Raw genomic sequence first — 23540 nt, 5'->3', positions numbered from 1 at the left:
ACCACCAGAAAAACGATCAGCGTGACCGTCACGCGCCGGCCTTTTCCAACCGCTTCGCCCTCATTCAGAAACGAATTTAAGCAACCGCCCGCCGATATAATCGGTCAGGTACAACTCGCCAGCCTCATCCTCGCCGAAACTGGAAATCGCGATGGGCGAGGCCGCTACCTCCTCATTGACCCAACGACTCCCTTCCAAGCGAGCCGCCCAAATCCGCCCGCTGATGAAATCGCCGTACACATAGCGGCCCGCCAACTCCGGCACCTGCGAACCGCGATAAACGTAACCGCCCGTGACCGACTCGCCCACGCTGTGATCGTATTCCAGCACCGGCGGGGTCAGCGTGCCATCATCGCAAGCGTTGGGCGGATTGAAGCAATGCCGCCCCTCCAGCCGTCGCCAACCGTAATTCAGTCCGCCGGGACCGGCGGCGGGCTGAAAGTTGACCTCCTCCCAAGCGTCCTGACCGACATCGGCGATATACAAATCCCCCGTCGCGCGGTCGAAGCTGAACCGCCAGGGATTGCGCAAGCCCACCGCCCAGATTTCCGGGCGGATATCGGTCCGGTTGCTAAAAGGATTGTCGGTGGGGATGCCATAAGGTGATTGATTCACATCGATCCGCAACAGCTTGCCCAGCAGCGACCCGCCATCCTGCGCCCGATTCTCTGGATCGCCGCCGCTGCCGCCGTCACCCGTGCCGATGTAGAGAAAACCGTCTGGTCCGAACTGCAACTGACCGCCGTTGTGATTGGCATAGGGCTGCGTCACGCTTAACACCAAGGTTTCACTGCGACGTAACGCCACGTTCGGCGCCCGTCGCGCCGCGCGGAATCGAGAAACGACAGTATTCCCCGCCAGATCGGTGTAATTGACGTAAAACCACCGATTGTTGGCAAAATCGGGATGAAAGGCCACGCTCAACAACCCGCGTTCACCGCCGCTCGCCACCCGCTCGCGAAGATCCAGAAAGGGTTTTGGCACTATCTGCCGGCCGTCGAAGATCATCACCCGCCCCTCCTGCAAGGTGACGAACAGTCGCCCGCTGCCATCGCCGGCGTGCGCGATCGCAAGCGGTTGGCTCAAACCGTTCGCCACCTCTCGCAGTGTCACCCTCGCGGCCGCGCCCGGCAACCACGCCCACAGCAGCGCGATGGCCAGCAACCCGCACCACCATCCGTTCGAGCGGCTACAGTAAGACATGACGGTCTCCTCTCGTTTGCGTTAGTCTTGTCGGCAATAGCCTCGCCCAAGCTGGCCTTACCGTCGCGCTCGAAGCATCCGAGCCGCCGCGCGCCGTTCCGTTACAGCATGGCTTCTCTTTCAAAATCGTCAAACCCTGCCCGCCGGGAAACGCTCATGACCGCCGATTTTTCCTCTGACCGCGCGCTGCTCGACCGGCCGAACGTGCTTGCCTGTCTGTTCTATCCGCGGCGCGGCTTCGCGGAGCCGCCCTCGGCGGGCATCCGCGATCTCGCCGTTCCGGTGGCCGATGAGGTAACCATCGGAGCGCGCTTCCATGCGGCTGATCCCGCCGCCAGCACGATCCTGTTCTTTCACGGCAACGGCGAAATCGTGCAGGACTACGACGATATCGGCGCGCTGTACGTCGGGCGCGGCATCAATTTTCTGGCGGTCGACTATCGCGGCTACGGCCAATCCACCGGCTGGCCCACCGCCTCGGCCCTGCTGGCCGACAGTTGCGCCATTCTCGATTTCGTCGCCGGTTGGCTGCGCCGGAGCGGATCGACCGGACCGCTGCTCGTCATGGGCCGCTCCCTGGGCAGCGCCTCGGCCCTGGAGTTGGCCTTGCGCCGCCCTACAATGATCGCCGGGCTCATTCTGGAAAGCGCCTTCGCCCACACCGGCCCGCTGTTGCGCCGGATCGGCGTCACCCGCGCCGCGCTGCCTGACTTCACTGAAGACCGCGGGTTTTGCCAGCTCGACAAAATCCGTACCTTCGCCAAACCCACCCTGATCATCCACGCCGAACGCGACCACCTCATTCCCTTCAGCGACGGTCAGGCCCTGTACGAAGCCAGTCCCGCGCCGGACAAGCATTTGCTGACGATACCTCGCGCCGATCACAACACCATTTTCGCGGTCGGTTTGCGCGCCTATCTGGACTCGATTGAAACCTTCGCCGACCCGTTGCGATTCAAACCCGTCCCATCGTGACCGTCCCGATGGATGAGCCGCGCGGATCGCGGCACAATGCAGCTTCCGCTAATGCACTGCAAGGACGGAACACAACCATGTCTGAACTCCAAGTCGAAGTCGATGCCGGTGACGTCGGTTTCGACCCCGAGCGACTCGCCCGAATTGATGCCTATTTCGCCCGCTACGTGGATGATGGACTGCTGCCCGGCTGGCTGATCCTGGTCAGTCGGGCCGGCAAGATCGCCCATCTCGGCCGGTACGGCCAGCGCGATATGGAAACCGGCAAGCCCGTCGAGCACGACACCTTGTTTCGCATCTACTCGATGACCAAGCCCATCACCGCCGTGGCCGCGATGATGCTGTACGAGGAAGGCGCTTTCGAACTCAAGGATCCGGTGAGCCGTTTCATCCCGGCCTTCGCCGACACCCGCGTTTATCGCGGCGGATCGGCCTTGAAACCGGTGACCGAACCGCTCAAAGAACCGATAAAGATTTGGCACTTGCTCACCCACACCGCCGGTCTCACCTACGGCTTTCACCACGCCCATCCCGTCGATACCCTCTATCGGGCCGCCGGTTTTGAATGGGGTCCGCCGAATGGCCTCGACCTCGCTGCGTGCTGCGAGCGTTGGGCGGAAATGCCTTTGCTGTTCCAGCCCGGTACGGAGTGGAACTACTCGGTGGCGAGCGATGTGCTCGGCCGGATCCTCGAGATCGTCTCTGGATTGAGTCTCGATCGATTTTTCGACGAGCGGATTTTTCGGCCGCTGGGAATGCGCGACACCCGCTTTTGGGTGGAAGATACCGACCGGCTGGCGGCGTTCTATTCGCCGCAACCCAATACCCTGCGCGCGATCCGCAACAACGCCATGGATCGGATCGGACGAGAGCGCCCTGCCTGCTGCCTGGGTGGCGATGGACTGGTATCGACCGCCGCCGACTATCACCGATTCACCCAAATGCTGTTGCAGGGCGGCCAGTTGGACGGGGTCCGGCTGCTGGGCGACCGAACCCTGCGCTATATGACCCGCAATCACCTGCCCGGCGGGGTCGATCTCGAAACCTTTGGCCGACCGCTGTTCGCCGAAACCACCTTCGATGGTATCGGCTTCGGCCTGGGCTTTTCGATGGTGCTCGATCCGGTCGCTAACAAGGTGTTGTCCTCGCCCGGCGAATTCGCTTGGGGCGGCGCGGCCAGCACCGCGTTTTGGGTGGATCCCACCGAGCAAATCACCGCCCTGCTGTTGACCCAGTTATTCCCGTCCAGCACCCATCCGCTCCGCCCCCAGCTCCGGCAGTTGGTGTATCAGGCGTTGGTGGACTGACCGGCATGGTCCCGCCGCAATCCGCCGGGCAGGAATTTTGGGCTGGCGCGCGGGCGCTGGCCCCGCTGCTGGTCGGCGTCGCGCCCTTCGGGATGATTTATGGCGTGCTGGCCTTGGCCAACGGCCTCAGTCCGACAGCGGCGCTGGCCATGTCCTCGATTCTGTTCGCCGGGTCCGCCCAATTCCTGTTCTGCCAGCTGGTCGGCGCCGGCGCGCCGGCTACCATCGTGGTTGCCGAGGTCGGCTTGCTGAACCTGCGTCACGCGCTCTATAGCGCCGCGCTGGCCCCCCGCCTCGCGCGGCTACCGCGCCGCTGGAAGCTGGCGCTGGCCTACCTGCTGACGGATGAAGCCTTCGCCGCGATCAGCCGGCGCGAGGCGCGAGATCGGCCCGGCCCTCACCAGCATTGGTTCTATCTGGGCGCCGGTTTGACCCTGTGGGGCGGCTGGCAATTATCCACCGCCGTCGGGGTGGTGCTGGGCGCTCGCTTGCCATCCGACTGGCCGCTCGATTTCGCCCTGCCGCTGACCTTCATCGCCATCGTGGTGCCCTTGATCCGGGATCGGAGCATGCTGTTGGCGGCCGCTGTCGCCGGTGTCATGGCGTTGCTGGCGGCGGGCCTGCCGTTCAAGCTGGGTTTGCTCGCGGCGGCTTTGACCGGCATGATGGCCGGCTGGTGGGCCGCGGAGAAAATCCGTTGAGCGTTTGGCTGACGATGGTGGTTTGCGGGGTGCTGACCTTCGGCCTGCGGCTGTCGTTCATCGCCGCCGAAGGCCGAGTGAGCTTTCCCCGCTGGTTCCGGGTGTTGTTGCCGTTCGTGCCGGTCGCTACGCTGACCGCGCTAGTGACGCCCGAACTGCTGTTGCCGCACGGCGCGCTGTGGCTGTCTTGGAGCAACGCCCGCTTGATGGCCGGACTGGTCGCCATCGCTATCGCCGCCGCGACCCGCAGCGTGCTATGGACTCTGGTCGGGGGTTTTGTGGTGCTGGCGCTGTGGCCTGGTCTGATAAGGTGAGAGCGTTCCTTTCCGAGCAGTGCGGTCAGGGGCGTTAAGGGTCTGAATGTTCCCTGACGCAAAGTCTTTTTTTCGTCTCCTATCCGAACCGCAGCGCCGGTTTTTCGACGCTTCTGGAGGGCCTGCTTAGAATCCCATCCTCAGTCGCAGCGACTTCAAGCGGCCCATCAATTTCCCGACCAGGGAAGGATTTTGAATGTCCTTGATTTCTTCCACTTGATGTCGCTTGAGGAGCTCGGGTTTCTTGAGGTTGGCGCCGTGGCGGACGAAGGCGGATTTGATATAAGACCCCAGCTGATTTTTTTGAATGGGTTTATAACTGTAGCGATAAATCTGACCCTGGTTGATCAGGCTGATCATAGTGTCCGCGCTGTGAAACTTGGTCAGCATAATCGTGATGATGTCAGGATGATGCTGTTTCAAAAGTTTGACGAATTCGGTCGCATCCTCACCGGCGACCACGGTTTCGGAAATAATCACCGTAACGTGCTTATCGCCCAAGATTTCGATCGCTTCATGAATGCTGTGGGCGCTATAAATCAGCACGGTATCGCCGAACAGCTCCTTAAGCGTCGAAACCACGTCCCGATCGTCATCCACGACCAAGATCGATTCGCTGGTGAGCGTGCCGGCCGCCGGTAAATCCGCATGACTGACCGCCGCGTCTTGAACCGCCCCAGCCGAACCGGCCTCGTTTTGAGCTCTATCAAGCTGGAAGTCCACGGGGGTTTCGACGACTACCCCTGCTTCAGAAATGCTCTCGGCGGCCTGCCCGGTTTCGATGGCGACCGCGACCGCCAGTTCGACGATGAAGCGGAGTTCTTGATTGTTCCAAGGTTTATTGATGAAGCGGAACACTTCTCCTTCATTGATGGAATCGATAATGGCCTGTAAATCCGAGTAACCCGTCAATAGCAAGCGCATGGTGCCGGGGGATATTTTCCTGGCCTCGCGCAACACTTCAGCGCCCAACATTTTAGGCATGCGCTGATCGCTGATCAGCACGCGAATCGTGTTGTCCTTGCGCAAAATGTCCAGCGCTTCTTCTCCGCTCGTGGCGATCAGCACCTCATACTTGGAGCGGAGTAAGGCACGCAAGGAAATTACAATTTGAACTTCATCGTCCACGCATAAAATTTTTTCTTTTTTGTCCATTGCTTATGACTCTCCCAGCTAAGCGGCGACTTCAAAACCTTGCGAGTTCATCGCCTGGGCGATGGGGATGGAAACGGTGAATCGAGCACCTCTGCCAACTTCCGATTGGACCGTGATATTGCCAGCGTGCTGTTGGACGATTTTGTAGGCGATGCTCAACCCTAGCCCCGTACCTTTGCCGATTTCCTTGGTCGTAAAGAAAGGATCGAAGATGCGCGGCAATATGTGATCGGGAATCCCTTTGCCATCATCCTCGATCGCAATATTGACGCAGTGATCGGCGGTGTAGGTACGCAGCGTGATGGTTCCCTGTTTTTCGATAGCCTGAGCGGCGTTGACGATCAAATTGAGAAACACTTGATTCAGTTGCGAAGGGGAACAGCTGATCTTCGGTATGTCACTGTATTCCTTGACAATAGTGACTTTATCTTTCAACACATTGTTAGCGATCACCAGCACGCTGTCCAATCCTTTGTTCAGATCCGAATTTTCGATCTTGTGCTGATCGAGCCGGCTGAAGTCCTTCAAACTTTTTACCATCTCGCTGATTTGATCCAAACCGGACAAACTGCCGTCCAGCAAAACCTCCATTTCGTCCAGCACGCCGTCCCGTTCGAAAGAGCTCATTAATTCCTGAATTTTGCCAAGCTCTTCTTTAAAAGATTGCTGTTCGGACTCTGGCGTCTCCAGAAGATTTGGAAAATTCACGAACTCCTTGAACAAGGTAAGGACTTCGGGCAGCTGTTCCTTGACCAGATCGATATTGCTGTGACAGTAAGCCAGCGGTGTATTGATTTCATGGGCGACGCCCGCCACCATTTGTCCGAGAGAGGCCATTTTCTCGGATTGGATCAGTTGCATCTGCGATTGTTTGAGTTGGTCATACGCTTTTGAAAGCTCTCGTGTTCTTTCGATCACCCGTTCTTCCAGCGTCTCATTGACGACTTTGAGCTGTCTGTTGACGGAGTTCAGTTCCCGATAGCTGTTACGCAAGCGATAGCCGATCAAAGCGATCAACAGCAACAGAAAGCTGGCATAAGCGATCAAAATGGTGAAATAAAAATCCTTGTTACGTAAATAGCTATCATAAACCGTCGTATAAGCCTTTTCGATTTGCTCAATATTTTGCATGATGGGCAAGCTGACCGTTTCGGCGAGCAGTGTGTCTATTTCGGGCTTTCTTTTGATAATGACCGAAGCGTGCCTGATCACGGTTTCCAGTTTGCTTGAAACCACCTCTGGATAATCATCTTTCTTGTTTTCCAGAAGGTCGATACGACTGATCAATGAAGCCAGGACTTCCGGTTGAGAGAGCTGATTAAACTCCAATAATTCGCGTAGCAAGCCCTGAGCCTGGCCCCTTAAATTCACCAGAACCACGCTCGGCTTAGCTGCGTTCGATAATTGCAGGTCAATCTCGGAACTGAGGTCATCAACGGCGGTTGCTATATAGCGCAACGAGTTGTCGAAAATAGCATTTTGGCCTTTGAACTGTTCGATGAGCCTATTTTTCTCTTCGATCGAAATGCGGTAGTCGTTAACAGCATTTTTTAATTGAGGGCTTTCGCTGGTAAATTTTTCTAGCCTAGAATCTAATCCTTTTTGCAGGGTGCGCAAATCCGCCAGAGGACTGGTTACCGCGTCATAATTGCTGCTCAAACTCAGCTTGGTTTTTAAGACATCCTCATTCCATCGAAAGTTTAGCGCGGATATTTGGCGTAAGATATCAGTAATTTCATAATGTTCTTTTACATTGAGGGACTGGACCTTAGCATACAGGAAAACCAGTACTCCAATCATGCAGACACCGATAATGAGATTCACGAAGTAGCGTAATTTCATTTTTTTACTCCCTGTTCTTGATTCGGCATGTCTCCGGAAAGCGCATTCAAAAACTGAATGATAAGTTCTTCATCAGCTTCAGGAATAGTGCGTCCTAGCTGATATTTGGCCATGACTCTTACGGCATCATGCAAAGTTTTGGCTGAGCCATCGTGAAAGTAGGGCGCTGTCAACGCGATGTTGCGCAAACTGGGCACTTTAAATTTATGGCGGTCTCTTTCGTCATGGCTGACATTAAAGTAGCCCAAATCCGCATTAGTGATGTTGCCTCTCTCTTTGAAGTAATCGCCCATTACGCCAAACAATTGATACATGTTACCGCCGATATTAATGCCTTGATGGCAAGCCACGCACCCGTATTTCTTAAAAAGGTCATAGCCTTTGAGTTCGCTCTCATTTAAAGCAGTTTTATCGCCCAATAAATACTTATCGAAACGCGATGGCGTAATGAGCGAGCGCTCGTATTCGGAAATGGCATCTTTGATGTTGTTGCCTTGGATACCATCGTTGTAAAGCTTGCCAAATAGATTGATATAATTTTGATCTTTATTTAATTTAGCGATGACTTGCGGCCAGTCGCTGTTCATCTCATTTTTCATGTGGACGGGGCCATCGATTTGCTCTTCCAAAGTGGCGGCGCGCCCGTCCCAGAACTGGCGGAAGTTTAGACTGCTATTTAATACGGTAGGGGCGTTGATGCTTCCTAACGCCCCGCCCACGCCTTTGGATAAGGCGGCTTGATCCGCGCCTCCCTTACTGACATCGTGGCAGGAAGCACAAGAAATACTATTATCCCCAGATAATCTTTTATCGTTGAATAGCAAATTTCCGAGGCTCACTTTATTCGGGTTCAAATCATTTTTAACGCTTAGCGGGTGAATGGGTTCTTTTAGCTCAGCACTCTGGACGTCGGTAAAGCCGCCGACCGTTAGAATTGCCAAGCCAGCCAGCGCGAGCAAGAATCGATGAGTATTCATTAATCTTAAAACCTATGCAGTTCAATAAGTTGTTTTTAGGCCAAATGGGTGGTTCGTGCTTTTCCGCGCCCGAGCCCGACATCAGCAGGGCTTCGTCACGTTTGCTCACTCGACAAACCACGAATCTGTTGAAGTCATGCCACATTTTTCGTAACTTTTGTATAAATTATGTTCATATTTGATGAGTAATGGGGCTATGACTAAGAATCTTAGGTTAAATTTTATCTACAATATTTATACCATTTTTTGTTAGTTTGTTGCATTTATAGCCATTCTGGCTAATTTCCATAAATTTTGCGGATTTCCTCAAACGGGATATTGAGGGGGATCGATTGGCGGCGTTTTTTGAGGCTGGCGACCTCATGTGAGGGGATTGAGGTCTGGACTATAAAGCGGCGGGAACAGGATGTGGTGGCCGTGGTTCTGAGCGATGACGGCGAAGTCCTTTGGTATGGAAATTATCCTAAAGGCCGACGGAATCTTGACGCAGTGCTGTGAGTCTTGGTCGAGCGTGAAGCGCATTCATTGCTTCCCAAGGTCTGCACGGGCAATGCTTTAATTGGCGTGAGATTGAAATGCTCGCTCGTGATAGGCTGTGGATGTTCCGCCAGTCCGGCGGTCAGCCGCGAAGCGGGGTAGAAGACGGAAGGTTGGCGCCTATCGAGCGGTTCACGGGTTTGCTGGCGCGGCTGGAACGGCATTTCCGGTCGCGCGGGCCCTTATCTACCCATCAGCTTCAACTATTTTGAAAAGCTCGTCGACTTATACACTCAGGGTATTCTACGCACTGAGGCGTTTGCGGAAAAATCTGGAATTTCCGAATAGGTTATAGGTACGACTAATGAAGTTTTATCGTCTCTGATTATTTTGGAGCGCAAAAAGTTTATTAAATATTTCGTTAGTAGAGTATCTTTAAAACAGGTTATTTGGTTTATCTGAGTTGCAAGTTCAATAACGACCATATTTTTCAATTAAATCTATCAAAAAAACCTTTATTGTTTTGGCCAGTGATCTGAATCAAGCCACGCTTGATGGACGGGATGGGTTAAAAAATGCTTAAAACTAAAAAATACAATTATTTATCCATCAATGGCAGGAATCACAGGGACTCTGTTGTCACAGAATTGGTCGGTCCCTCTCCTAACATACCCGTTCGTGGCTTTTGTGTCGCTTTAGGGCCGTCGCTTGATAAAAAAGGATCTCAGCTCGCTACGGTTGAAATAACCATCGAAACAGCGGCCAATCGGGCTTTAACCGCTTGGGTTGAGCTTGCTCCAGGCAGGTGGAACGAGCGAGCGGCGCCGCAAGTATCAGAGAAAATTTATTTGCTCGGCGATGGCCAGGATTCGGGGCAAGCGGGCAATGAGTTTCTAGGTCATGGGGCGTTGCTGAAAATCGATATTCCCAACAAGCAAATTTTTCTGCGCACCAGCCTTACCGGATTTCCGCCGATCTTCATTTATCAGGACAGCGCCTGCACGGTTATCGCTTCCAGCATAGATCGTATTGCGGCGGCGCCCGGTGTTCGCCTGACCTTCGACCCTCAAGGAACCGTCGAATTTGCCCTGATCGGAAAACCGATCAAGCATAGGACGCTATTTCGAAATTTGTCTGTAGCGCCGGCCGGAGTCGGTTTCACCATCGATTTGGCGGGCGGTATGCGGACGGTCGAGCGCTGGCGCCCGCCCAGAGACAAACCATTCGCCAGTTGGCGGGATTACAGCGCCGCCCAAGAAGCGGCGCTGACGGCAGCCTTGCATCGAATGGATTTATCGCGAAGTTTTCTTTCGCTCACCGCAGGTCTGGACACACGGGCTATTTTTGCGCTGCTCTGTCGTGATAGCCGTCTCTTGCCCGCCTTTACGATCAGCGGTGTCGCAGATTCGCTCGATGCCCGGCGGGCCAAGGAATTGTGTGATGCCTATGATTTAAAGCATACCGTTGTCTCTCTCGACGATCGCTTCATCCGTCAATTTGCGGATTGTGCCATGGAGGCGTCGCGCCGTTCGGGAGGGTTGGCGAGTTTCACCCAAGCGTCTGAGGTGTTCTTCTATCGCGCCTTGCAAAATGCGTACGATGCCCGCCTTTCAGGGATGCTTGGCAATCAAATCGGCCGGTCGGGAACCGAAGGCATCGGCCTGCGCAACGTGCCGCTGGATGTATTTGATGGTGATTTTATAAAAGTGGCAAAACGCTTGTCGAACCGCCATTGGTTTAAAGAAATTACCGACGGAGCTGACTTTACCTCGCTGCATCTTATCCAGCAGGAAAACTTGTTCGCATCGATAGCCAACTTCGGCGTCGGCAGCAGCTATACGATGCAGCAGACACCCTACGCCGACCGAACGGTCATCCTGCAAAAACTTCGCGAGCCGGTACTGCGGGATACCAGCACCTCAGCGGCGGCCGTACGGCTGCGCGATCTCAAGCATCGGTTTCTGGGCGATCCGCTCCAGACGTCCTTTCAACGTCAGATCGTGGCCCAGGTCGGAGGCACGGTTGCCCGTAGTCCGATCAACTGGGGCTGGCGAGTCGCGGGGGGAATATCTCCAGGCGGGTTCACACTTGGAATTTTCGCCCTTCTTGATGTGCTCGCTTGCACGCGGTTGCCCAAGGGTTTGGCGGCGCGCACCATCGCGAAAACCGGGATTGCTGGTTTGTCCGGCTTTGAGTATCAGGATCTGCTGCAAAAGCGACCGGTCGCTGAATTCGTGTTCGACACGCTGGATTCCAGTACAGCGCGCTGTAGCCCGATAATCGACCAAGCGGTTTTGCGGCGCGCTCAAGTCAAGGGGTTTGGCGACCGATCGGCCAGGAAGACGCTGCTGTTTGCGCTGGATATCGTGTTGGCGCAGCGCAATTTTCTTACCGATGCCTGAAGCTGCAAAGCGAGCGAGGTGGCTCTTTACTCGGCGGCCACCCGTTCGGCCCAAGCGCTCGCCGCGCTCGTGGTGAGGCCCTGAATCCAGTTGGGGAACAGGCCGCCGATCAGCACCAGCAGGCCTAGCACACCGGCGACCAGCAGCTCGCGCGGCCGCAGGTCCGACAAGGCCGCCACCGAATCCTGAGTGACCGGCCCCAAAAAGGCTCGCTGAAAAAAACCTAGAAAATAGGCCGCGCCCAGAATCATGCCGAGCACGGCGACGGCCGCCAAAACGGGCGATGCTTGCATCAGACCCAATAAAATCAGCAGTTCCGCGACGAAACCGTTGGTGCCGGGCAGCCCGATGGACGCCGTACCGAGCAGGAGAAAAAAGCCGGCCAAATACGGCAAGGGCTGGGCCAGTCCACCCAAGCTCGCCAGGTCGGTCGAACCGAGGCGATGGTGCAGAAATCCAGTCAGTAACAACAAACCACCCGCGATCACGCCGAAGTTCGCCAGTTGGAACACCGCGCCCTGTACCCCCTGCACGTTCAAGGCGGCGATGCCCGCCACCACCAGACCGACATGACTGATGCTGGAAAAAGCCAGCATCAGCCGCAGGTTGGACTGGCGCAGCGCCACCAGCGCCCCGTACACCATCCCGAACAAGCCCAGCCCAGCCATCAGCCAGACAAAGTCGCGCGCCGCCGTCGGAGCGAGCGGCACGGCAAAGCGCAAGATGCCGAACGCGCCCAGCTTGAGGCCGACCAAAAGCGCGCTCAAGCCGACCGGCCCCTCCCGCAGCACGGTCGGCAACCAGGTATGGAACGGAAACAGCGGCGTTTTGACCGCAAAGCCGACGAATAGCAGCAGAAAAACGCCGGTCTGCAATGCAGCGGGCAAGGGACGTTCCAGCAGAGTCGGATAATCGAACATCAACGCGCCCAGCCCCGGCGCGCCGCTGCCGCCGGTATGATAAAGGCCGAGCAGCAAAATGGCGAACAACAGCGGAATCCCACCCGCCAGCATGAACAGGGTGTATTTGACGGCGGCGAAACGCCGCTCTGGCCCGATGCCCCACAAACTGATCAGAAAATAGATCGGAACCAGCGTCAGTTCCCAGAACAGAAAGAACAACACTAAATCCAGCGCGCAGAACACGCCCACCGTCACCCCTTCCAGCATCAGCAGCAGGGCGAAATACAAGCGGGGCATGGATTGGACGCTCGTCCAGGACGCGAGAATCACCGCGCAGAACAATAGTGCGGTCACGGGCGGGAACAGCACCGCAAGCCCGTCGATCCCGACCAGATAATGCACGTTCAGGCTCGGAATCCAGAGGGATCGCTCCACCAACTGCATCCCGGCGACTTCCGGGCGTAGCGCGGCCAGCATCATGAGCGATAACAGCAATTCCAATCCCGCTCCCGCCAGCGCCGCGACGCGGACGGCGCGATGATCGCGGACGAACGCCAACAGAATCGCCCACGCCAGCGGCAGCCCGATCAAAACGCTCAACATCGGAAAACCGATTTGCTCGGCGGCAAACAGCGGTTCGAGATCAGACGGCACGGTCGCTGAGTTCCTTGGAAAAATGATGGGAGCTGATCTGCAATTTCCGGCTGAGATAAAGCCGGTGGGCGTCGTGGCGATGCGCGCCGGAATCCAGATGAAATTGGGTGCAGCCGGCTTCCTTGGCTCGATCCAGCAACCAATCGAGCAATTGCCCGCCGTAGCCGTGCTTGCGAAAAGCGCTTCGGCAAATCAGGTCATCCACATAGAAAACCCGTCCCCAGGCTAGAAATTCCGCGATCCGATAGCCCGCCGCAGCGACGATCTCCTCGCGCGCGGCCAGAGCAACGAGCACATAACCATGATTTTGCATCTGGCGCCGAACCTGAGCTAGAAATTCAGATTGCGTAAGATGTGGACGCAACTCGCGTACGATGAGAAAACAAGCAACTATTTCACTCTCTTTCGAAGCTATTTGAATTTCCATTTTCATCTCTCATGCTTTAAACAATGGATTATATACTTGGAAATAAAAATAACTTTATGATTTCTCTAATCATTGATTTAATACCTTCTTCTTTTCCAGTCTTCAAAACTTCTTTAAGCTTGTCACCAAGAGCCTCTTTTTTATTCGAAATGGCTTCTGGAATTGAATTAAGTGTAATAAACCCTTTTGAGGTTAAAACAACATTGAGGTAAGAGTCGTAGGAATCAAAGTCGCATCTTATAAATCCTTCATTAATCAGAAATTTTACTGTTTCATTAAATATTCCTTCGTCTTCTAAGTTTTTGAACTGGGGAAATTCATCTATTTTAATATCGGTTCCGATTGGAAACTTTTCATACAATCGGCTAAATATTTGAGAGTCCTAACTTAAGATAGATATCATGATTATGAATGCGAAAAGGGCATGACCACCAGAAGGGAGAATGCCATGACCGAGGTTGTCTGCAAACGTTGCCAGGGAACGGATCACGTAAAAAACGGTGTTGTTCGCGGGTTGCAGCGCTATCGCTGCAAGGCGTGCGGATGCAATTTCACGGCAACGAAAGCGCGGGGGATGCCTGCGGCAGCGAAGGCGCTGGCGACCCTTCTTTATGCGATGGGCAACATGAGTTTCTGCGGCATCGCCCGTCTTTTGGGCGTCAGCGACGTTGCCGTTTTGAAGTGGATAAGGAAAGAGGCAGAAGCTTTGCCAGCACCGGAAATGCCCGCCAACGTTGAGGTTGTGATGCTCGACGAGATGCATCACTTTCTTAAAAAAGACAGAAAAACTATGGCTTTGGCGAGCGTATGACCCTATCGAGCGGCGAGCTCTTCCCTGGGTTTTGGGTCGGCGTGATGATGCAACCTGCCGAGAGCACCTCGGAAAATCGGAATCGAAGGCCATACGTTCGTGACCGACGACTGGGAGGGGTTCCACCGCAACATTCCCGAAGGCCAACTCTTCACTGGCAAGGATTTGACCTTTCCCATCGAGCAAGACAACAGCAACCTCCGGCATTATCTGGCGCGGTTCCGACGCCGCACCAAGGTCGTTTCAAAATCGAAGAAGATGGTCGATCTGTCCCTGCGCCTTCACCATCATGTGCGCGACTCCAAAAACTACGCCGCCCTCGCCGCCGTCTTCTTATCTATCTTAAGTTAGGACTCTCAAATATTTAAGCAGCGCATTTATTAAATTTTTCTATGTTGTTCATAAATTTATTTTTGTAAAATTTTCTAATTTCAATGAGCTTCCGCCATCTCAAAAACCTCTGCCACCTTCTCCACCGATTCGCCGATCATCTTGATCCACGGATCAGCGTACAACCCGACCCCGATCATGACCGCGCATAGCAGCGCCGCCATGATGAGTTCGCGATTGCGCAAATCGTGCAAGGCGCGCGCGGCGACCTTGGGATTGCGGGCCAAGAAAATCCGTTGATAGGCCCACAATAAATAACCGGCGGCGAGCACGTTGCCGGACGCGGCGGCTGTCGCCACACCCCAGCCGAACGCCTCCAACGTTCCTTCCAGGGCCAGATGCGCCGCCTCGAAGCCCGGCGTTCCCGGCATCGCGATGCTGCCCAGCACCACCACCAGGAACATCAAGCCCAGCAACGGCAACGCATCGAATAAGCCACCCAGCCGGTGGAATCGCGTGGTGTTCAGCCGTCGGTTCAGCAAGCCGGCGGCGACGAATAGCCCCGCCGCCGCCAGGCCCAGATTCAAGCTGAGCAGCAACGCACCTTTCAAACCAGCGGCTTTCAGCGAGAACAACCCCGCCATCAACACTCCGGTCTGGCTGACGATGCCGAACGCTAGCAGCCGGCGCAGATCGATCTGCAACACCGCCAGCAGCGCGCCGTACACCATCCCCGCCAAGCCCAACGCCGCAATCCAGCCAGACCACTGTTGGGCGGCATCCGGCAGTAGCGGCAACACGAAGCGCAACAGGGCATAAATTCCGACCTTCGCCCCCACCAACAACACCATGCCGATCGCGACCGTGCCGTGCTTGGCGACGATGGGCAGCCAGGAATGGAACGGAAACAGCGCCAGCCGCACCGCCAACCCGCCGAATAACAGGATGAAAATAAACGATTGTTGCCCGGCTGGCACCGGCGTCGCCAGCAACGCCGGCAGCTCGAACGACCACTGTCCCGCCACCGTCGCATGATGCCAGCCCAGCAACACAATCCCCGCGAGCAGCCCCGCCAGACCGCCGAGCATCGCCCGTAGGTATTGGGCCGCCGCCCGCGCCCGCGCCGGACTGGTGCCCCAGCGCTGGATCAGCAGCGTCGACGGAATCACCTCCGCCAGCGCGAACAGCCAGAATTGCAGCAGATTCAGCGCGCTGAACATCCCCATCAGCGCCAGTCCCACACCGAGGATGTTCGCCACGAACGCCCCCGGCTGTTCCCAGCGGTGCGGCTGCGCGTACAGCATCACGAACAGAGTCAGCAACGCGGTCAGCGGCAGGAACAACACGCCGACGCCATCGACGCCGACGTGATAAGGCAGCCACGAGAAAATTTCGACCCGTTCGACGAACTGCATTCCCGGCGCGTGCGGGTCGAATCGGGCGACCAGATACAGCGCCAACCCCAGTTCCACACCCGCCACCGTCAAGCCCAGGGCAAAGGCGCTGCGCGCCTGCCGGTCGCGATAATCCGCGATGATGCCGACCAAGGGCACGACCAGCAACGCGCTCAACAGCGGAAAATCGTCGCTGCCCTGTCGGTGCAATATCTCACCGGCCGCGACGATGATCGCCAGTACGCCCACCATCGCCGCGACCCACCACCACGACCGCCGCAGCAGGCGCTCGACCTGGCTCAACCGGGTTCCCAGTCGGTGGCTGGTCGCAACGATGCCTTGACCGACCGCCTTGAATACCATTTGCTCTTCAAAGCGATGGAAGATCGAGGCGATCCACTCGGTCGCACGGCCGACCACGCCTTGACCCTGGTCCCGCGCGTCGGGCGCGCGTTCCAGAAACCGGCCCGCGCCGAGCTGGCGTTCTTCCCATTGCGCCAGCGACGACAATACTCGCACCGTGGGCGCGGGTAAGCCGGTCGCCCGATCCACCACGGCGGCGTCGAAGCGGTTGGCTTGTTGCGCCAGCCAGCCCACCGGCCGCACCGCGCCCCAATTCGCCGCGTCTTCCAACCAGAACCGCTGGAACGCCGCCGCGTAAAGCCCGCGCCGCCGCGCCAGCCACTCCGGCGCGGGCCGGGTGCGCTCTCGCAGTTGGTGCAGGATCGACGGCGCGCTGAGAAATTGATAGCCGCGAAAGACGGCGTGACAGCATAGATGCAACAGCGCCCACCGCCAGAACCCCAACCCGCAAGCCAGAAACATCAACCCAACCTGCCCGGTCGTGGAAAAAATCAACGCGCTTTTGATATCGGTCTGCGCGAGTCCGGCCACGAAACCGTACAGCGCACTCGCCAGCCCGATCAGCGCCATGACCGCCATCAGCGGCGGCGACTGCTCGAACAGCGGTTGCAGCCGCAACACCAGATAAACCCCGGCGTGGATCATCACCGCGCCGTAGAACAGAGCGCTCGACGGCGTCGGCCCCTCCATCGCCCGACCCAGCCACGGCGCGAGCGGCACCTGCGCTGATTTGGTGGTCGCCGCCAGCAGGAAACAGCCTGCCAGAACACCGGTCTGACTGGCGCTCAGCTTCGCCGCCCCGACATTGATCGCTTCCCAATCCACACTGCCCAGCCAGTAGAACGACAGCCCAATCCCTAACAGAAAGCCGCCATCCCCGACGCGATTGGCCACAAACACCCGCGTGGCGTTGCTAGCGGCGGTTGTCCGATCCTGAAAGAAGGAGATCAACAGGTAAGAACACAGCCCGGCGATTTCCCAGCCGATGAAGGCCAGCACCGCATTGCCGCCGGTGACCAGCAGCGCCATCGCCGCCGCGAACAGGCTTAACACCATGAACAGCCGATGAAATCCGGTCTCGCGGTGCATGTAGTTCACGGCGAAACGCGCGACCAGCAGGCAGAGCAGCGACGCCAGCACCGCCAGTGTCAAACTCAACGGATCGGCGTTAAAAACCAGATCTACGCCATAATCGCCACTGGTCAGCCAGCGGCCGAGCATCAGCCGATCCGGCAAGGTACCGGCCAAGCGGGCGACCGACAGCGCCAGCGCCGCCGTGAAGGAACCGCCCAGTGCCGCCAGCACGATCCGGCTGCTGCGCCGCTCGCGCGCCTCGCCGCTGGCCTGCCCGAACAGGATGGCCGCGCCGAGCCACAACGCGGCGGCCAGGGGCAAAGCGGGAATGAGGGCTAGCAACCATGCCAACATGCTCAGCCCCTCGTCGTCATCGGTGGATTTCCAGAGACCCTGTTAAAATACCCATCGGCCAATATTGAAAAGTATGGGTGTATGGCATGAAAACGACGGTGGAACTGAACGATAGTCTGTTTGAAGAAATCAAACGCTACGCCGCCCAGAACCGAACGACGCTGCGAGCCGTGCTGGAAAGTGCGTTGCACAACTTTTTGAAGCAGCGGGCCGCCGGTGCGGCGCCATTCCGAATGCGGCGGGCGACCTTTGCGGGAGCTGGCTTGCAAGCTGGCCTTGAAGAAGGAAACTGACATCAAATTCGCTCCCGCATTTACCAAGAGCAAGGCATGGGCTGCGGCTGTGGGAATTGATTGAACGGTCGAAGAGCGCTGGCTCAATGATTTACGATGCCAGAATCGCGGCCCTCTGTCTGGAGCACGGCGTGACAGAACTGTGGAGCGCCGACCGAGATTTCTCACGATTCGCGCCCCTGAAGGTCAGAAATCCGCTTGCGGGAAGCCAGTAAAGCGGGCGCGGCGCCGATCAACGCCGGGGGCAGCGGCTCGGTGTAACCTCGATACCAGTCGCCGGAACGAGCGCGCGCCGGCAGCGGTCGCACCGGCCCGGCCCACGGCATAAAGCCGCGCGCCGGATCGAAAATCGCGAATTCTCCGCTATCCGGGTCTTTGGCGATAACATGAATCCAGCCGTTGCCGATCAGTTCGCGCAAGCCGGGCTGACGGCCGTAAATGGCGGCCAGGATCTCGGTACGCGCCTCGATCACGATCTGCAACCGCACCGGCTCGTGAATCTCGATCATCTGGCGCGGCAGACCGGTCCGCAGGTCGCTGCTCGCGCCTTCCATTACCGCGAACAGGCCGGTCACATTATGCGGGGTCTTGGTGCCGCAGCCCAGCCGTTCGTTGTCGACCGTGGAAAAGTAATATTCCAGATTGATGCCCGCGCCCACCGGCCCCACCGCCAACAGAATATTTTCCAGCACCGCGCCGGTCGGGTCCTGGGTCGGATCGTAGGACACCAAAAACGCCCGCCGATCCAGAAACACGCCCTGACTCATCGTCCGCCGACCGACCAAGGCGGCGGCGTTGGTGGCATGGCCTAATTCCGGCCGGGCTTGGCTGAAGTCCCGCGACCGGCTGACCACATGCCGCAACGCCCGTTCCGGCGCGGGATCGCGCGGCGCGGAGGCGAACCGGCGGCAGCGCTCTTGCGCCGACAGCGCGCAGGCGCGATCCAATTCCGGTCGCAGCGCCCGCAGCGCCTGTTCGGCCTCTTGCGGTAAATCGCTGCGGTCGTAAAACAGGATGCGCTCGTCGCAGGTGTTGTGCTCGGCCCCGACAAACCAGGTGTCCGCCGGAACCGCGATGCCGCGCTCGACCAATAAGTCTCGCACCACCGGACGGTTGGCCATCGCCGCGAAAGTGCGCCCGTTCGGCCCGCCGTGCCGACCGCCGCACGCGCCGCAATCGTAAGCGCCCAGATGCGGGTTGTTTTGGCTCATCGAGCCGTGCCCCATCAGCACCACGAGACGGGCAAATTGCCGGGTCAGGCCGATGTTGCGCAGCAGGCCGGCCACTCGGTCGGCTTGTTCGGCGTCGGTGAAACCCAAGCGCGGCTGTTCCGGCGTCGCTGGCGCGGTGGCGTCGTCCGCCGTCACCGCCACGACAGTCGGTGCGTCCGGCACCCAGCGCATGTGGGTCGCGCTGGTGAGTTGACCCTGCTGGCGCGGCGCGAAAATTTTGCCCGCCAGCACCGGCAACACCGCCGGGGCCAGCACGTCGATGGCCAGCGCCGAAGACAGCAGGTTGCGCCGGATGTTCTGATAGAACGCGCCCAATCGGCCGCGCAAATCCCGCCGCTGCTCGTGCAACGCCAGTTCCGCTCGCGCGCCGGGCCGTCCGACTTCGCGGATTTCGTGGGCGGGCGTGACCACCACCGGACAGAGCGGCGTCACCTCGCGGTCGTCCAAACCCCGCCAGTTCATCGCTACCCCGAAGAACCCCGCCGCGCCGAAGGTCTCGATCCGCGGGTTGGCTTCTTCCAGGTGGCGGCGGATGCCTTCTTCGCGGTCGTCGATGCAAAACACGATCTGCGCGTGCGGCCGCTCTTGCCGCGGCGGCCAGCGGCCGTGGTTGTTCGCCAAGGCGTTGATCAATCCATCGCGGTAATGGTGCTCGTAGGCGTTTTGCCACAGCGCGCCGCGCACCGGAGCCGACAAGGCGTCCAGCGGCTCCAGCAGCCGTTCCAAGTCGGCCAGCGCCAGCGCCCGTACCTCACCGCCGGGCAGGCCGAGATGCTGCGCCAGCCGGAACAAGCGCCACGCGCTGCCGTGAACGGTGTGGCTGTCGGCTTGCGCCGCCACCGGACTGTGCAGCCAGGTCCAGATCATGTCGGCCAGCGTATCCCAGGCGGCCAACGGCGCGTGTTGTTTCGCCAATTCTCGCGCTCGGCTGGCCAGATATTCCGGCAACTGCCCCGCATACAAGGCATGACGGGCCAACGCCTCCGCCGGTCGCGCCGTGAAATAGCCGCGCAAAGCGGACAGCGTGCCTTCGATAGCCCAACGGTCCCGGCACCACCGATCGATCCACAGCCGATCCAGACACAACCGCACCGCCAGATAATCGATCAGCGCGACCGGATTCTCCCGGTTGGCTGGATAAGCGGGATGCTGTTGTCGCCAGTTCATCATGCCCGACCAGCCCGGTAGTTCCAGCGCCAGCCGCGTGAGATAACCTTCCCAGCGCGTTTCGGGAAGTCCTAAGCGCCGCAATTCGGCGATGGCCGCCTCCACCGGATCGTCCGGCCAGCCAGCAACCGTCTTGCGCCAGCCCGGCAACCCGGCGAACGACCAAGCCGGATCGCGCTCGATCAGCCGCCGCCACGCCGCGTACAACCCTTCCGTCCGACCGGGCAAATTCCAAGCCGCCAGACCCTCGTCGAGATAGGCGGCGGCCAGCCGGATCAAGTAGGGCCGAACCTGATCGAAAAAATCCTGTCCGGTCAGACGGTGCAACAACCCGCGCAAGGTGCTGCCCTCGCCTACGTCGTCGAACCAGCGTTCCAGCAAGGCGATGGCTTCGGCCTGCATCCGCTTGTGGACGATGGGGCCTCGGTCATCCGTTGCTCCTTCGTCCCGAAACCGCGCCAGCAGCGACTTGGCGACATTCAGTTGCAAATCGACCAATTCTTCCGGGTGGAGATCGAACGCGGGCAATTGAAAACCTTCCAGACAGGCTCGCCACAAATCCTCCAGCGCCGCGCCGGTATCGGCCAAGCCGGCTTGGCCCGCGCTTGCCAGCAAGCGTTGGCGGGCAGGTTCCGGCACGTCCTCGGCAAATTGACGGGTCGCTTGCAACTCCTCGATCCGCCAGATCAGCTCGCTCAAGGCCAGCGGTTCGACGCCGTACACCAGCGCGATCCGCAGCACCTCGCCCCGGTGGATGGCGCGATCCCCCGTTCGCGCCAAAACGCGATCGATTTCCAGTTCCGGGCGTCGGGCAAACACTGCGTCCAGATCGGCGGCGACGATCCGATCCGCCCGAAACAGCTTGCGAAAGGCCGTATCGGGCAGATAGGGATGAATCCCGGTCAACGCCTCGGCGGCGGCCAGCGCCTCCTCGAACGGCAGATGTTGGTAACCGTGCAAGGTATTGTGGTGGACGAAATTTAGAATCGGCGCTTGCGCGGGCAGGACGTGATCCAGATGGGCGATGGCGTGTTCGACGATGTGCCGGGGGGTGAGCGGCAGGTCGGTTGACGGCTGAGCGACGGTCACAGACATGGCGCTCTCCTACGGCAAGCGGCCGAACAGCGCGGCCCATTCCGCGACCTTGGCGCTGCTCAAGGCGACGACGGGAGCCGGTAGCAAGCCCATCAGCAGCAAGCCCGCCGCCAGCGGGATGGCTGCCGCCAGTTCCAGCGGCCGCATGTCCGGCATCTGCGCCAGTTCCGGCCGGATCGGTCCGGCGAACAAACCGCCGATGGTGCGCACCGCGTAAGCGGCGCTCATGAGTATCCCCAAACTGGCCAGCACCATCAGCCAACCCCACCGCGCGAAGCCGCCGATCAACACATGCAGCTCGGCTACGAATCCGGCCAGTCCCGGCATTCCCATTCCGGCCAGCAAGGCCAGCGTCATCAGAAAGGTGAAGCGCGGCGTCACCCGCACCAACGAACCATAATCGGCCAGCTCGCGGCTGTGGGTGCGCTCGTACAGCAGGCCGACCAGCAAAAACAGGGCGCCGGCGATCAATCCGTGCGCCGCCATCTGCAAGGTCGCGCCCTGTAAGCCAATCTCGTTCAGGGTCGAGATGCCGAGCACCACCACGCCCATGTGGCTGACCGAGGAATAGGCGATCATCGCTTTCAAATCGGTCTGCCGCCACGCCAGCAACCCGCCGTACAGAATGCTGATCAACGCGATGCCGACCAGCAACGGCTGCAACAGTAGGGCCGCCTGCGGCAGAACCCCCACCACTCGCAACAGCCCATAAGCGCCCATCTTCAGCAAAATCCCGGACAGCAGGACGCTGATCGGACTCGGCGCTTCGACGTGAGCCAGCGGCAGCCAGCCGTGCAGCGGAAAAATCGGAATTTTAATCCCAAAGCCGACCAGAAACGCCAGCAACAGCCACACCTGCTCGTTGCGGGGCAATAGCAAAGCCGTTTTGGCCATGGCCGCCATCGCGAAGCTATGCTCGGGCGTGGCCTGATAGATCATGATCAGGGCGATCAGCATGAAGATCGATCCGCCCATGGTGTACAGCACGAAATTGAGGCTGGCGGCGTGGCGCTTTTCGCCGCCCCACAGGTCGATCAGGAAAAACAGCGGGATCAGGGTCAGTTCCCAGAACATAAAGAACAGCGACCAGTCTTGGGCCATGAACACGCCGAGCATGGCGAATTCCAGCACCAGCAACCAGACGTGGTAACCCTTGACCCGCACCGTCACCCGGTTCGAGGCCAGCAGCGCCACGGTGGCCAGTAAAGTGCCCAGTAGCACCATCGGCAAGGACAAACCATCGACCCCCAGTGCGTAGGAAACGCCGATGGTGGAACTCCACACCACTTGCTCGACAAATTGCAGCGCCGCCGTGGCGCGGTCGAATTTGGCCAACAAGCTCCACGACAGAATCAGGGTCAGGCCCGCGTGGAACAGGGACACTGCGCGAATCAGGCGCGGCTGGTCGGCTGGCAAGAGCGCGACCAGCATCGCGCCGAAAAAGGGAACCCACAAAATCAGGCTGAGCATTTTCATGATTGTTCTTTATCCGCCGCCGGCTCGTGGCGGGTCTCGCCTATGGATATTCTTAAATTATTGAATTATTTATTAAATAATAAAGAGTATTGTACGTTAATTGACCTCGTTCTGTCAGGCTTATCAGAAAATGATCGGTAAAAACCGCATCAGCTTGTGATTGAGGTCGTTTTTTGCTCTTCCGCCAATAGCTACCCCACCCTCTTATAGCGTCGAATATCCGGCTCTGCCCCGAGCAATTCTGATATTTGGCGAAAAGCGGCTTGAAAATGAGCGGTTTGTGGGTGTGCGTTGAGGGCGGTTTCGCTGGCCCACTCTTCCACGAAGGTAAAATCGGTGGGATCTTGCTGGTTTTGGAGCAGCGTATAGCGACGACAGCCTGCTTCTTGACGGGTGGGTTCCAAAAGCGTTGTCAGTACTGCTTGTAATTGCGTTACGGTATCCGGTTTGGCAACGATGCGGGCGACGATGTGGATGCTGGGGTCGGTCATGATGGTTTTGCCTTTGAAGTTGGCGGCGGCTGATGCTGGGCTGAATTTTAGCGCCGTTTTGTTTGGTTGGTTGGAGGTATAGTAGTGCGGTTGATGTTGGGTATTGCATTTGAGATGATGATAT

20 protein-coding genes are annotated in these 23540 nt (G+C 58.2%); 9 read left to right on the top strand and 11 right to left on the bottom strand.

The genetic code is table 11. The annotated features are described in order from the left end of the window. Positions 1 to 60 precede the first annotated feature (60 nt). On the bottom strand, positions 61 to 1203 hold the full coding sequence (locus tag IPK09_15585; GenBank protein MBK7985020.1) for a PQQ-dependent sugar dehydrogenase: 1143 nt from the start codon (positions 1201 to 1203) through the stop codon (positions 61 to 63). Between the two features lie 156 nt (positions 1204 to 1359). On the opposite strand from IPK09_15585, the gene IPK09_15580 reads away from it, so the two are divergent. The 4 genes from IPK09_15580 (at position 1360) to IPK09_15565 (ending at position 4500) form a co-directional block, all read left to right on the top strand. Then, complete coding sequence (locus IPK09_15580) at positions 1360 to 2178, top strand: alpha/beta fold hydrolase (GenBank protein ID MBK7985019.1); 819 nt, start codon at positions 1360 to 1362, stop codon at positions 2176 to 2178. 77 nt (positions 2179 to 2255) lie between these two features. Then, positions 2256 to 3485: a beta-lactamase family protein gene (locus IPK09_15575; protein ID MBK7985018.1), complete on the top strand. Its 1230-nt coding sequence runs from the start codon at positions 2256 to 2258 to the stop codon at positions 3483 to 3485. Between the two features lie 5 nt (positions 3486 to 3490). After that, complete coding sequence (locus IPK09_15570; GenBank protein ID MBK7985017.1) at positions 3491 to 4186, top strand: AzlC family ABC transporter permease; 696 nt, start codon at positions 3491 to 3493, stop codon at positions 4184 to 4186. A gap of 14 nt (positions 4187 to 4200) precedes the next feature. Beyond that, the gene (locus tag IPK09_15565; protein ID MBK7985016.1) at positions 4201 to 4500 is read left to right on the top strand and encodes an AzlD domain-containing protein; all 300 of its coding nucleotides are present in this window, start codon (positions 4201 to 4203) and stop codon (positions 4498 to 4500) included. 126 nt (positions 4501 to 4626) lie between these two features. Here the strand turns inward: IPK09_15565 and IPK09_15560 are convergent, their stop codons facing one another. Genes IPK09_15560 through IPK09_15550 form a run of 3 tightly spaced genes read right to left on the bottom strand, consistent with a single transcriptional unit; the run spans position 4627 to position 8474 of the window. Continuing rightward, positions 4627 to 5655, bottom strand: coding sequence for a response regulator (locus IPK09_15560; protein ID MBK7985015.1), 1029 nt, complete (start codon positions 5653 to 5655; stop codon positions 4627 to 4629). 18 nt (positions 5656 to 5673) lie between these two features. Further along, positions 5674 to 7497 (bottom strand): GHKL domain-containing protein, encoded by a 1824-nt coding sequence (locus IPK09_15555; protein ID MBK7985014.1) that lies wholly within the window; start codon positions 7495 to 7497, stop codon positions 5674 to 5676. Continuing rightward, on the bottom strand, positions 7494 to 8474 hold the full coding sequence (locus IPK09_15550; GenBank protein MBK7985013.1) for a cytochrome-c peroxidase: 981 nt from the start codon (positions 8472 to 8474) through the stop codon (positions 7494 to 7496). Before IPK09_15550 ends, IPK09_15555 begins: the two co-directional genes overlap by 4 nt. A 1052-nt stretch (positions 8475 to 9526) precedes the next feature. On the opposite strand from IPK09_15550, the gene IPK09_15545 reads away from it, so the two are divergent. Next, the gene (locus tag IPK09_15545; GenBank protein ID MBK7985012.1) at positions 9527 to 11353 is read left to right on the top strand and encodes a hypothetical protein; all 1827 of its coding nucleotides are present in this window, start codon (positions 9527 to 9529) and stop codon (positions 11351 to 11353) included. A gap of 26 nt (positions 11354 to 11379) precedes the next feature. On the opposite strand, the gene IPK09_15540 is transcribed toward IPK09_15545, so the two are convergent. Genes IPK09_15540 through IPK09_15530 form a run of 3 tightly spaced genes read right to left on the bottom strand, consistent with a single transcriptional unit; the run spans position 11380 to position 13697 of the window. After that, a complete protein-coding gene (locus IPK09_15540; protein MBK7985011.1) occupies positions 11380 to 12858 on the bottom strand; it encodes an NADH-quinone oxidoreductase subunit M in 1479 nt (492 codons plus the stop codon). 40 nt (positions 12859 to 12898) lie between these two features. Continuing rightward, a complete protein-coding gene (locus tag IPK09_15535) occupies positions 12899 to 13336 on the bottom strand; it encodes a GNAT family N-acetyltransferase (protein ID MBK7985010.1) in 438 nt (145 codons plus the stop codon). A 28-nt stretch (positions 13337 to 13364) separates the two neighbouring features. Beyond that, entirely contained in the window at positions 13365 to 13697 is a 333-nt protein-coding gene (locus IPK09_15530; GenBank protein MBK7985009.1) for a hypothetical protein, read from the bottom strand. Positions 13698 to 13784: 87 nt separating this feature from the next. Here IPK09_15530 and IPK09_15525 point away from each other — a divergent pair, with 87 nt between their 5' ends. Continuing rightward, a complete protein-coding gene (locus IPK09_15525) occupies positions 13785 to 14147 on the top strand; it encodes an IS1 family transposase (GenBank protein MBK7985008.1) in 363 nt (120 codons plus the stop codon). Between the two features lie 99 nt (positions 14148 to 14246). After that, on the top strand, positions 14247 to 14498 hold the full coding sequence (locus IPK09_15520) for an IS1 family transposase (protein ID MBK7985007.1): 252 nt from the start codon (positions 14247 to 14249) through the stop codon (positions 14496 to 14498). Positions 14499 to 14578: 80 nt separating this feature from the next. On the opposite strand, the gene IPK09_15515 is transcribed toward IPK09_15520, so the two are convergent. After that, entirely contained in the window at positions 14579 to 17662 is a 3084-nt protein-coding gene (locus tag IPK09_15515) for an NADH-quinone oxidoreductase subunit M (protein ID MBK7985006.1), read from the bottom strand. 86 nt (positions 17663 to 17748) lie between these two features. Here IPK09_15515 and IPK09_15510 point away from each other — a divergent pair, with 86 nt between their 5' ends. Both IPK09_15510 and IPK09_15505 read left to right on the top strand, forming a co-directional pair. Continuing rightward, positions 17749 to 17955 (top strand): DUF2191 domain-containing protein, encoded by a 207-nt coding sequence (locus IPK09_15510; GenBank protein ID MBK7985005.1) that lies wholly within the window; start codon positions 17749 to 17751, stop codon positions 17953 to 17955. Further along, positions 17952 to 18170, top strand: coding sequence for a PIN domain-containing protein (locus IPK09_15505; GenBank protein MBK7985004.1), 219 nt, complete (start codon positions 17952 to 17954; stop codon positions 18168 to 18170). The genes IPK09_15510 and IPK09_15505 overlap by 4 nt, the downstream gene beginning before the upstream one ends. Here IPK09_15505 and IPK09_15500 read toward each other — a convergent pair. The 3 genes from IPK09_15500 to IPK09_15490 all read right to left on the bottom strand — a co-directional run bounded on the left by IPK09_15500 (position 18120) and on the right by IPK09_15490 (position 23416). After that, a complete protein-coding gene (locus IPK09_15500) occupies positions 18120 to 21449 on the bottom strand; it encodes a DUF2309 domain-containing protein (GenBank protein MBK7985003.1) in 3330 nt (1109 codons plus the stop codon). The genes IPK09_15505 and IPK09_15500 overlap by 51 nt on opposite strands. A 9-nt stretch (positions 21450 to 21458) precedes the next feature. Continuing rightward, entirely contained in the window at positions 21459 to 22925 is a 1467-nt protein-coding gene (locus IPK09_15495; GenBank protein ID MBK7985002.1) for an NADH-quinone oxidoreductase subunit M, read from the bottom strand. 191 nt (positions 22926 to 23116) lie between these two features. Then, entirely contained in the window at positions 23117 to 23416 is a 300-nt protein-coding gene (locus IPK09_15490) for an antibiotic biosynthesis monooxygenase (GenBank protein ID MBK7985001.1), read from the bottom strand. Between the last annotated feature and the right edge of the window lie 124 nt (positions 23417 to 23540).

The organism is Candidatus Competibacteraceae bacterium (genome assembly GCA_016713505.1).
Taxonomy (GTDB): domain Bacteria; phylum Pseudomonadota; class Gammaproteobacteria; order Competibacterales; family Competibacteraceae; genus Competibacter_A.
Note: the sequence above shows the minus strand (reverse complement) of the source record. Positions and strands in the feature narration are given on the sequence as shown.

What these genes read in the sequence shown, in the direction of transcription:
- IPK09_15490 (MBK7985001.1), bottom strand. Translation starts at nt 23,416, where the DNA reads ATGACCGACCCCAGCATCCACATCGTCGCCCGCATCGTTGCCAAACCG.
- IPK09_15545 (MBK7985012.1), top strand. Translation starts at nt 9,527, where the DNA reads ATGCTTAAAACTAAAAAATACAATTATTTATCCATCAATGGCAGGAAT.
- IPK09_15500 (MBK7985003.1), bottom strand. Translation starts at nt 21,449, where the DNA reads ATGTCTGTGACCGTCGCTCAGCCGTCAACCGACCTGCCGCTCACCCCC.
- IPK09_15535 (MBK7985010.1), bottom strand. Translation starts at nt 13,336, where the DNA reads ATGGAAATTCAAATAGCTTCGAAAGAGAGTGAAATAGTTGCTTGTTTT.
- IPK09_15555 (MBK7985014.1), bottom strand. Translation starts at nt 7,497, where the DNA reads ATGAAATTACGCTACTTCGTGAATCTCATTATCGGTGTCTGCATGATT.
- IPK09_15570 (MBK7985017.1), top strand. Translation starts at nt 3,491, where the DNA reads ATGGTCCCGCCGCAATCCGCCGGGCAGGAATTTTGGGCTGGCGCGCGG.
- IPK09_15565 (MBK7985016.1), top strand. Translation starts at nt 4,201, where the DNA reads ATGGTGGTTTGCGGGGTGCTGACCTTCGGCCTGCGGCTGTCGTTCATC.
- IPK09_15510 (MBK7985005.1), top strand. Translation starts at nt 17,749, where the DNA reads ATGAAAACGACGGTGGAACTGAACGATAGTCTGTTTGAAGAAATCAAA.
- IPK09_15550 (MBK7985013.1), bottom strand. Translation starts at nt 8,474, where the DNA reads ATGAATACTCATCGATTCTTGCTCGCGCTGGCTGGCTTGGCAATTCTA.
- IPK09_15585 (MBK7985020.1), bottom strand. Translation starts at nt 1,203, where the DNA reads ATGTCTTACTGTAGCCGCTCGAACGGATGGTGGTGCGGGTTGCTGGCC.
- IPK09_15525 (MBK7985008.1), top strand. Translation starts at nt 13,785, where the DNA reads ATGACCGAGGTTGTCTGCAAACGTTGCCAGGGAACGGATCACGTAAAA.
- IPK09_15495 (MBK7985002.1), bottom strand. Translation starts at nt 22,925, where the DNA reads ATGAAAATGCTCAGCCTGATTTTGTGGGTTCCCTTTTTCGGCGCGATG.
- IPK09_15580 (MBK7985019.1), top strand. Translation starts at nt 1,360, where the DNA reads ATGACCGCCGATTTTTCCTCTGACCGCGCGCTGCTCGACCGGCCGAAC.
- IPK09_15575 (MBK7985018.1), top strand. Translation starts at nt 2,256, where the DNA reads ATGTCTGAACTCCAAGTCGAAGTCGATGCCGGTGACGTCGGTTTCGAC.
- IPK09_15540 (MBK7985011.1), bottom strand. Translation starts at nt 12,858, where the DNA reads ATGTTGAGCGTTTTGATCGGGCTGCCGCTGGCGTGGGCGATTCTGTTG.
- IPK09_15515 (MBK7985006.1), bottom strand. Translation starts at nt 17,662, where the DNA reads ATGTTGGCATGGTTGCTAGCCCTCATTCCCGCTTTGCCCCTGGCCGCC.
- IPK09_15560 (MBK7985015.1), bottom strand. Translation starts at nt 5,655, where the DNA reads ATGGACAAAAAAGAAAAAATTTTATGCGTGGACGATGAAGTTCAAATT.